The sequence below is a fragment of the Pseudoduganella sp. RAF53_2 genome, from assembly GCF_052113985.1.
Taxonomy (GTDB): domain Bacteria; phylum Pseudomonadota; class Gammaproteobacteria; order Burkholderiales; family Burkholderiaceae_D; genus Rugamonas.
The window spans coordinates 1-8,751 of sequence record NZ_JBFRDW010000211.1; the positions used below are offsets into that span (position 1 = coordinate 1).

12 protein-coding genes are annotated in these 8,751 nt (G+C 61.4%); 1 reads left to right on the forward strand and 11 read right to left on the reverse strand.

What is annotated here, in order from left to right:
• From AB4Z11_RS14185 to AB4Z11_RS14205, 5 genes are all read right to left on the reverse strand, one after another.
• Positions 1-468, reverse strand: a 468-nt coding sequence (locus tag AB4Z11_RS14185) for a LytR/AlgR family response regulator transcription factor (protein WP_442025891.1), incomplete at its 3' end; no start/stop codon positions are given.
• Positions 469-1,524 carry a sensor histidine kinase gene (locus AB4Z11_RS14190; RefSeq protein WP_442025892.1) on the reverse strand — a complete coding sequence of 352 codons (1,056 nt, stop codon included), beginning with the start codon at positions 1,522-1,524 and terminating at the stop codon, positions 469-471. It abuts the gene before it with no gap.
• Complete coding sequence (locus tag AB4Z11_RS14195; protein ID WP_442025893.1) at positions 1,524-2,225, reverse strand: LiaF transmembrane domain-containing protein; 702 nt, start codon at positions 2,223-2,225, stop codon at positions 1,524-1,526. The genes AB4Z11_RS14190 and AB4Z11_RS14195 overlap by 1 nt, the downstream gene beginning before the upstream one ends.
• Positions 2,226-2,585 (reverse strand): LiaI-LiaF-like domain-containing protein, encoded by a 360-nt coding sequence (locus AB4Z11_RS14200; RefSeq protein WP_442025894.1) that lies wholly within the window; start codon positions 2,583-2,585, stop codon positions 2,226-2,228. It lies immediately after the preceding gene.
• Between the two features lie 574 nt (positions 2,586-3,159).
• The gene (locus AB4Z11_RS14205) at positions 3,160-4,041 is read right to left on the reverse strand and encodes a LysR substrate-binding domain-containing protein (RefSeq protein ID WP_442025902.1); all 882 of its coding nucleotides are present in this window, start codon (positions 4,039-4,041) and stop codon (positions 3,160-3,162) included.
• A 286-nt stretch (positions 4,042-4,327) separates the two neighbouring features.
• On the opposite strand from AB4Z11_RS14205, the gene AB4Z11_RS14210 reads away from it, so the two are divergent.
• Positions 4,328-4,879, forward strand: a complete 552-nt coding sequence (locus AB4Z11_RS14210; protein WP_442025895.1) for an FxDxF family PEP-CTERM protein — start codon at positions 4,328-4,330, stop codon at positions 4,877-4,879.
• Between the two features lie 43 nt (positions 4,880-4,922).
• Here the strand turns inward: AB4Z11_RS14210 and AB4Z11_RS14215 are convergent, their stop codons facing one another.
• The 6 genes from AB4Z11_RS14215 to AB4Z11_RS14240 all read right to left on the reverse strand — a co-directional run.
• Positions 4,923-5,777 carry a formate dehydrogenase accessory sulfurtransferase FdhD gene (locus AB4Z11_RS14215; protein WP_442025896.1) on the reverse strand — a complete coding sequence of 285 codons (855 nt, stop codon included), beginning with the start codon at positions 5,775-5,777 and terminating at the stop codon, positions 4,923-4,925.
• Complete coding sequence (locus tag AB4Z11_RS14220) at positions 5,774-6,124, reverse strand: hypothetical protein (protein ID WP_442025897.1); 351 nt, start codon at positions 6,122-6,124, stop codon at positions 5,774-5,776. The genes AB4Z11_RS14215 and AB4Z11_RS14220 overlap by 4 nt, the downstream gene beginning before the upstream one ends.
• Before the next feature lie 10 nt (positions 6,125-6,134).
• Positions 6,135-7,451, reverse strand: a complete 1,317-nt coding sequence (locus AB4Z11_RS14225) for a formate dehydrogenase subunit gamma (RefSeq protein WP_442025898.1) — start codon at positions 7,449-7,451, stop codon at positions 6,135-6,137.
• A 14-nt stretch (positions 7,452-7,465) separates the two neighbouring features.
• Positions 7,466-7,690, reverse strand: coding sequence for a hypothetical protein (locus AB4Z11_RS14230; RefSeq protein ID WP_442025899.1), 225 nt, complete (start codon positions 7,688-7,690; stop codon positions 7,466-7,468).
• The gene (gene fdh3B / locus AB4Z11_RS14235; protein WP_442025900.1) at positions 7,687-8,295 is read right to left on the reverse strand and encodes a formate dehydrogenase FDH3 subunit beta; all 609 of its coding nucleotides are present in this window, start codon (positions 8,293-8,295) and stop codon (positions 7,687-7,689) included. The genes AB4Z11_RS14230 and fdh3B overlap by 4 nt, the downstream gene beginning before the upstream one ends.
• A 10-nt stretch (positions 8,296-8,305) precedes the next feature.
• Positions 8,306-8,751, reverse strand: a 446-nt coding sequence (locus AB4Z11_RS14240; RefSeq protein ID WP_442025901.1) for a molybdopterin dinucleotide binding domain-containing protein, incomplete at its 5' end; no start/stop codon positions are given.

Consider the following 8,751-nt stretch of genomic DNA (forward strand, 5'->3'; position numbering starts at 1 on the left):
GATCACGTGCACGCGGGCGCCATCGCGGATCAGCACCCGCTCGGCCGGACGCGCGCGCGCGGCCGCGACATCGCGCGCCGCAGCAGCCACCGCCGCCTGCTGGCCGCCCGCCGCCGCGCCGAGGTTGATACGCGCATGCGCCAGCGCCTGGTCCAGCCGCTCCTGGCTGAAAGGCTTCAGCAAGTAGTCCAGCGCGTGCACCTCGAAGGCCTTCAGTGCGTACTGGTCGAACGCTGTGGCGAAAATGAAGCGCGTCTTGCCGCTCACCAGTTCGGCCACTTCGAAGCCATCCAGCTTGGGCATCTGGATATCGAGGAACACCAGCTCCGGCTCCAGTTCGGTGATGGCCTTCACGGCCTCAAAACCGTTGGCGCATTCGGCCACGATCTCCACGTCAGTATGGGCCGACAGATATTCGCGCATGACGCCACGCGCCAGCATTTCGTCGTCAACAATGATGATCCGCATTCAATCCTCGTTTGTCTCGGCAGGCATCGCTATCTCCACGATGAACTTGCCCTCTTCTTTTTTCCAGTGAACGCTGGCCTCGTGGCCGTAAGCGCAGCTCAGGCGCTCGCGGACATTTTTCAGGCCGATACCATTACCGCGCCGCTCCGGCACGCTTTCGTCCATGGCATTGGTCACGGTGATCTTCAGCACCGATCCCGCGCGCCAGGCCGCGACCAGCACCAGCCCACCTTCCGGCAGCTGGCCGATGCCATGCTTGACGGCGTTTTCCACCAGCGGCTGCACGATCATCGGCGGCACCAGACAGGCCAGCGCGCTTTTCTCGATCGCCTCCTCATGCACCAGCCGCTCGCCGAAGCGCACTTTTTCGATGGCGAGAAAATGCCGGTTCAGCGCCATTTCCTGCTCCAGCGTGACCTTCTTGTGCGCATCCATGCCCAAGCTCTGACGGAAGAAATCCGACAAGCGCAGAGTCATTTCGCGCGCGCCCTTCGGGTCCATCGAGGTCAGGGCGCTGATCGAATTCAGGCTGTTGAACAGGAAGTGCGGATCGATCTGGGTGCGCAGCATGCGCAGCTCCGCATCGCGCGCCATGAGCTTCAGTTCCAGCTCGCGGCGCTCGGCGTTGCGGGCACGCGTGAATTCCACCACCAGGTAGTTCGCCGCCGCCAGCAAGCCATACAGCAGCACGCCCAGCAGGAACAGCAAGGCCACCAGCGCCGGACGCAGCGTCACGCCCCAGCCGAATGCCCCCAGCAGCGCATTCCATGCCTGCAGAATGCCCACCCACAGGAAGCCCGCTACGACCGCTGCCGTGGACAGCGCCAGCAAAATCGCAGCCGGCGTGCGTTCACCGAGCGGGTTGGCGCGGCACAGGTAGTAAGTCGAGAAGCCGGCCCCCACTGCAAACAGCAGCGTGGCCGGCATCATGAACAGCATGGCGTAGCCCCAGGGACCGGGCGTCATGACGGTGACGACACCGCCCAGCCCTGCCCCCAGCAACAGCCAGACCAGCAGGTAGAGCGCGGCGCCGCGGCTTGTCAGCGCGCCCTGCATCAGTTACGGATTTCCACGCCGCCCATGATGGCGTAGCCGCGGATGATCAGTCGTTTGGTGTGCTCTTTCGGCACCACGGTCTTTTCGTCGAAGCCGCCCATCAGAGGCGTGCCTTCCATTTCCACGGTCCAGTCGATCGGCACCTTGATGGTGATGCCGCCACACAGGGCGAAGGTGGTAATCACAGCCTCGCTCACGATGTCGGATTCGCGCAGGTCCAGGTCGCAGCCGCCGAACATGGCGGTGATTTCGCCGCCGCGGAAGTCCTTGCTGATCACGCGGCGCTTGAAACCGCCCAGAATCGCGGTCGCATTCAGCAGCGGCTCCGAGCCTTCGATGTCGGCCAGTCCTTCCGGATTGACGGCCGGCTTGCGGGTCGATTTGAACACCACCATCAGGCCCGCCGCGATGATCAGCATCGGCGCCAGCACGCGCCAGCTGATATAGAACCAGCCAAAGCCCTGCAGCATGAACACCGTACCAATCAGCAGCAGGATGCCGCCTACCACCGAGCCGCGCTCGGAGCGCGCCTGAGAAATTTTGAGCAGACCGGCTACGATCAGGATCACGGGCCAGAATTGCAGGTTGTATTCGATGTCGATCCAGCCCAGGTTATCGAGCAGGAAGACAAAGCCCATGCAAATCACGGCAAAGCCAATCAGCATCTGTGCAGCGGTGCTGCGTTGACGTTGGGTCCTCATTTACATCTCCTTCTTGTTGTCGAAGTATTTAATCACAATCGGCTGCAAGACCAAACTGATGCCCGCCATGATGACGAGGATTGGCCAGCTATTGCCGAAGGTCAGTCCGTACACGTGCTCGAATGCGCAGAAGAACCACACTGCGAACAGCACTTCCCATACGCCGTCCATAAAAAGTTTTCCCGTAGTAGGTGGAATCATATTGTTGATGCCGAAAGCGAGGACCACGGCCGGCCAGTAGCGCCAGAACTGGCCCACGTGGACGACGTCGGTGCGGTCCATCAGGAACACCACGCCAACGCAAACGATCAGGATGCCCCAGATCAGCTGACGGCGCATTTGTTGTGATTCTTTGCTCATTGCTGCCTCCCCGTTGATGTCATGGCGCTAATGTACCGGCGCTCAAGGGGCGGCGAAACGGCTTTTCGGTGAATGGCGGAGGGGGATCGGTGAATGACGCGCTTTTCAGCGAACGGCGAAAAAAAGCCCGCTGTTGGCGCAGCGGGCTCTCGGGAGACAGGTAATGCGGGGGGTACGGACGCTAGGACCTGCCGGTTTCCATCTTCTGGTCAAACATCATCAGTCCCCATCCTAGCTGGCGACGGATTTCCTCCGGCGTGGGAGGAGGTTTGACTTCTTGTGAGCGCCGCTCGAGGTATTCGCGCACAACGTACTTGGATGGATGATTAGCCTGAGTCATGATGGCCTCCAATATTTTGTTGGTCTTGAGCCTGAATTCTGTGGTGCCGGTACTTCAGGCGACCGGCTTGCCTCGGATGAGCGTTCGTGCTTCGTTTTGATTCGAATTGCACGCGCATCGATCACGGTTCCATCTTAGTTTTGGAACGTTGACGCCACTGTGCGCCGTCGAACATTGACGCCCTCAGTTCATCCCGCCTTTGCGTAGGCGCTTGCCTACGCCGGACATCTTCTGTTACAGCTTCTGCTGCAGGAAGTCGAGGAAGCAGCTGATGCGCTGGGCCAGCTGTGTATTGCGGTAATAGACGGCGTGGATCTGCTGGCGGAAGCCGGTATTGAAGGGCTCCAGCACGCTCACCAGACGCCCCGCGGCGATATCGGCGCGTGTCATAAAGTCCGCCAGGCACACAATGCCCTGCCCAGCAATCGCCAGCTGGCGCAGGGTTTCACCGCTGGAAGCGGAAAGCACTGGCGCCACCGGCCAGGTATTGCCGCCGTCATGCCGCAGCGGCCATTGGTTGCCCAATTCGTATTGCGCGAACCCAAGCAAGGCATGCTGCGCCAGGCCTTCCGGCGTTTGCGGCACGCCGTTCTGCGCCAGATAGGCGGGGCTGGCCAGCACATGCAGGGGGCTGGAACTGAGCGGCCGTGCATGCAAGGTGGAATCGCTCAAGCTGCCGATACGGATGGCAATATCGGTGCGGTGTTCGATCAGGTCGGCGATCTGATCATTGCTGGTGAGTTCCAGCCGGATCTCGGGGAACAGTTTGCGGAACTCGGCCACATGCGGCACCACACAGTGCAGCATGAAAGGCGACGCCGCATCCACCACAAGGCGCCCGGCCGGACGCTGGCGGCGCATGCGGATGGTTTCCTCCGCCTCTTCCATTGCCTCAAGGATGGCGCGCGCTTTCGCCAGGAACAGCTGGCCCTCTTCCGTGAGTTCCATGCGCCGCGTGGTGCGCGTCAGCAGCGAGGTTTGCAGTTTTTCTTCCAGGCGCCCAAGCGCCCTGCTCACACCGGAACTCGTCTGTCCAAGATGCACGGCAGCGGCGCTCAGCGAGCCGCTGTCGATCACGGTAACAAAGGTCCTGAGCTCATCGGAGTGAATATCCATCTGCGGATTATACGGGCTCATGCACGCAAAAATATTCCCCTTGACCTTTTCCCGGCTTTAGGCGTCCCCCTAACGCGACTCTTCTATATGTCCGCAGGCGAACATACACACTTCATTAATGAATTATTCTTTTGATACCGTGGGATATATTTGCAGCGTTAGCAGAAGGGAAAAATTGATATTTTCTACAGGCCATAGAAAGTAAAAATTTGCAATATCCCGACTGTTGACATGTAACAAACCGCTACTACGTATCACAACAACACGATTTTCAAGGGGTATTAACATGAAGAAAGCGTTATTTAGCAAGGTAGCCGGAACTCTCCTGTGCACTGCCGGGCTGCTCGCCAGCACTGCTGCCAGCGCAGATACCACGTTGACCTTCGATGCTGCAGGCAATGCCGTCTTCGGCTCTCTGCATGCTTCGCCTGGCGATTTCGTCGACACCTATCTGTTCAGTGTCRACACCAACGCCAGTTATGCCAGCGGTACTGCGGTGGTGGGCAAAACCTGGATCGACTCCGCTCGTTTGGCAAACTACGGCATTACCGACATCCAGTTCTTCCAGGTGAATGCTGACAGCAGCCATTCCAACCTGGGCACGAACTTCTCTACCTCATCCGGTATTGAGTTCTATCCTCTGGACGCACTGATGACCGGTAACTATGGCTTCACCGTCACTGGCAGCACCGCTATCGCAAATATGGGCGGTTCCTATGCCGGTAACCTGAACCTGGCTGCACCTGTCCCGGAGCCGGCAACTTATGCGATGCTGCTGGTAGGCGTTGGCCTGCTGGGCTTCACCGCACGCCGCAAATCCAACGACAAGCTGGGTTAACCCGCAACCACTCCCCCGTGGAAACCCGCTGCGGCGGGTTTTTTCAGGCGTAGCGCAGCACGTCCGCCCGCAGTTCCAATAACTCTGGCTGGAAAATGAGGCGCTCTTTGCCGGTTAACAAGAGGAAGTGCTTGCCCGTGCAGCGGGCCAATAGGGTCATTCCGACTTGTTCGGCGACCATATGCCCCATCTGCGTCGTCCCCGAGCGGGACAGCAGGAAAGGAATGCCCATCTGCGCGCCTTTGATCACCATCTCAGAGGTCAGGCGGCCCGTGGTGTAGAACACCTTGTCGCCGCCTTCCATCCCTTCCAGCCACATCATGCCCGCAATCGCGTCGACCGCATTGTGGCGGCCCACATCTTCCACGAACCACAGCAAATCACCCGCTGCGTTGAACAGCGCGCAGCCGTGCACCGAGCCGGCCTGTTTGTAGATCGATTGCTGGGTGCGAATGGTATCGACAATGCGGTACAGCGTGCCCTGGTGCAGGCGCGCGTCCTGCGGCAGGTGGATCTTTTCGATTTCGTCCATCAGGCCGCCGAATACCGAGCCCTGGCCGCAGCCGGTGGTCACCACCTTCCTGGAGGTACGGGCTTCAACGTCGGCGATGCCATGGCGCGTTTTAACGGCCACGGCATCGACTTCCCAGTCCACCGTGATGGAGACGATCTCTTTCAGGCTGCTCACCAGGCGCTGGTTGCGCAGGTAGCCCAGCGTCAGCAGTTCGGGCGCGCCGCCCAGGGTCATCAGCGTGACCAGTTCGCGCTTGTCGACGTAGACCGTCAGCGGCCGTTCGGCGGGAATGGAGATCAGCGAGCTGCGCCCTTTTTCATCCAGCACCTCGACCTCGCGGGTCAATGCGGCGCTGGCCTGCGTCATTTGCGGACGGTAGCTCATTTCTTTTGCGGCGGTGGCTGTTTGGAACCGGCTTCGGGAACCGGCTTGGAGTCGGCCACGCCTACCTCAGCGACCTGGGCGACGTACGGCCCCGGGTCGGCGCAAGGCGGCGTCGGCATGGACGCCTTCTTGCCTGCGCCCTTGTGCTTGAAGTAGTCGGCGGCGACCTTGTCCTGCACCAGGCAAAGCTTGTAGGCCGCGACCTTGTCGCTCCACGCAGTCTTGGCCTTGGTTTCATCGGCCTTGGCTTTCGCTTCCGGACTTGGCGCTGGCAGCTTGGCCTGCGCGAACGGAGCCAGTGCAACCAATCCTGCCAGCGCCAGCGCGGCGCTCAGTGCTTTGTTCATCGCTGTCTCCTCAAACGGTCTTGGGTGCCGTGCCAACCGTCGCTGCGCCTTCCTGCGTACGCACGCGCGGCACTTCGCCTTTCTGGATCTGGTCGTACCAGATGTCGTGGTGCTCGATCGCCCATTCATCGTCCACATAGCCGTCGCGCATGGCGCGGTAGGCACCTTCCATGCCGATGGTGCCCATGTAAATGTGGCCCAGCGCGAAGGYGGACATCAGCACCGCCGCGCACAGGTGGATCAGGTTGGCATCCTGCATCAGTGAGCGCGTGTAATCGAGATTGGGCACGATGCGATCCAGCACGAAGCCGGATGCCGCCACCGTCAGGCCAAGCACGGTGACGCCGCCCCAGAACCAGAGCTTTTCGCCAGCATTGAAGCGGCCGGAGCTTGCGTGGCCGTGGCTTAGGGCGCCGCCCAGCGTGAAGATCCACTTGAAGTCCGCCGCAATCGGGAAATTGTCCTTGACGAAGATGATGAAGGTCAGAATCAGCGCCACCGTGAACAGCGGACCGACGAAGTTGTGCAGGGTCTTCAGCAGATAGGTCAGGTAGCCGAACAGGGTATGCCCCATAATCGGCATCAGCACGAACTTCCCGAACAGCATGGTCAGCCCCGACACCATCAGGATCACGAAGCAGATTGCCGTGGTCCAGTGCGTGATGCGTTCAACGGAAGTGAAGCGTTCGATCAGGCGGCCGGTACGCGGACGCTTCAGCTTGAGCTCCCCCACCGTAAAATAGAATCCAGCCAGCGCTGCGATGGTCACCAGCAGCAGCCAGCCGCCGACGACCATCATCGGGCCATTGCGGAAGCGGCGCCATGCCTCGCCTGCCGTGGTTGGCACGCTCTGGCCGGGATACTGGGCCTTGGCCTGAATCAGAATGCCCGCCTCGCGGTAAGGCAGGCTGGCGTAATTCTCTACGCCGGATTTCACCAGACGCCAGGTCGGCGCGTTATTGCCAGGCTGGGTTTGCGTGCGTTCGGCCTGATTCTGTTTCAGGATGTCCACCGATTCCACATACGGCGCGCCAGGCGCACGCGCATCCGGCACCGGACCTTTCAGCGCCACGCCGGGAGCGGTCGGGCCGGGCGTCTCGGCGCCGGGGCCAGTCGCGTTCTCGGCCTTGCGCCTGGACGGATCAGCGGCCTCGGTGGCCTTGGCACTGGCCGGCGCGGTGGTGCTGACGGTTGCCGGCATGGCCGGCGTACCGGCTGCCGCCGATGCCGCAGGCTGCGCGGCGGTGCGCGGCGGCGCGTCGGCATGTGCATGCGGCATCGCGAGCGAGGCACCAGCCAGCGCGAGGATTGCAAGCCATCGTTGCATGATGCGCCCTCCCCTTAGCGGTTGGTCCGCGGGTACTCGTTCTGCAGCTGGCCGCGTTCGCGGATCTGCTTGTCCCAGGCGTCCTGCTTGCCGGGTTCCCAGCCCTTGGCCATGTACTGGTCATGCGCACCTTTGTAGGCAGGTTCGTCGCCGCGGCTTACCTTGGTGCCGGTCATGGACTGGTCCACATCGCCGCAGGCGCTCAGCGCCAGCGCGGCCAGGATCACGAAAGCTTTCATGATTTCGCTCCTTCCGGCTTTTTGCCATAGGCTGTGCCCCAGCCCCAGACTTCGCTGCCCTTGCCGCGCGTGATCACGCGGGTGCGGAAGATATCCGCCACTACATCGCCATCACCGCCCAGCAATGCCTTGGTGGAGCACATCTCGGCACAGGCTGGCAGCTTGCCTTCGGACAGGCGGTTGCGGCCATATTTTTCGAACTCGGCCTGCGAGCCGTTTTCTTCCGGGCCGCCGGCGCAGAAGGTGCATTTGTCCATCTTGCCGCGCAGGCCGAAGGTGCCGTTGGACGGGAACTGCGGGGCGCCGAACGGGCAGGCGTAGGAGCAGTAGCCGCAGCCGATGCAGGCGTCCTTGTTGTGCAGGACCACACCCTCSTCGGTGCGRTAGAAGCARTCCACSGGGCAGACCGCCATGCAGGGSGCGTCCGAGCARTGCATGCAGGCCACGGAGACGGATTTCTCCTGGCCGACGATGCCGTCGTTGATGGTTACGACACGGCGGCGGTTCACGCCCCACGGGACTTCGTGCTCGTTCTTGCACGCGGTAGCGCAGGCATTACACTCGATACAGCGTTCGGTATCGCAGATGAATTTCATTCGTGCCATGGCTGTCCCCTCACGCCGTGAAGCGTTCGATATTGCAGATTGTGGTTTTAGTTTCCTGCATCATGGTCACCGAGTCGTAACCGTAGGTGGTGGCGGTGTTGACCGCCTCGCCGCGCACGATCGGCGCCGCGCCCTCCGGATACCACTCCAGCATGTCTTTGCCCTGCCACCAGCCGGAGAAGTGGAACGGGATGAAGGCCGTATCCGGTCCCACGCGCTGCGTGACCAGCGCCCTTACCTTGATGCGCGCGCCGGTCGGCGTGGACACGATCACGTAATCGCCGTTGCGGATGCCGCGCTCGGACGCCGCCTGCGGATTGATCTCCACGAAGTTCTCCTGCTGCAGCTCGGCCAGCCAGGGATTCGAACGGGTTTCCTCGCCGCCGCCTTCGTATTCGACCAGACGTCCCGACGTCAGAATGATCGGGAATTTCTTGGCCAGTCCCTCCTGCACAT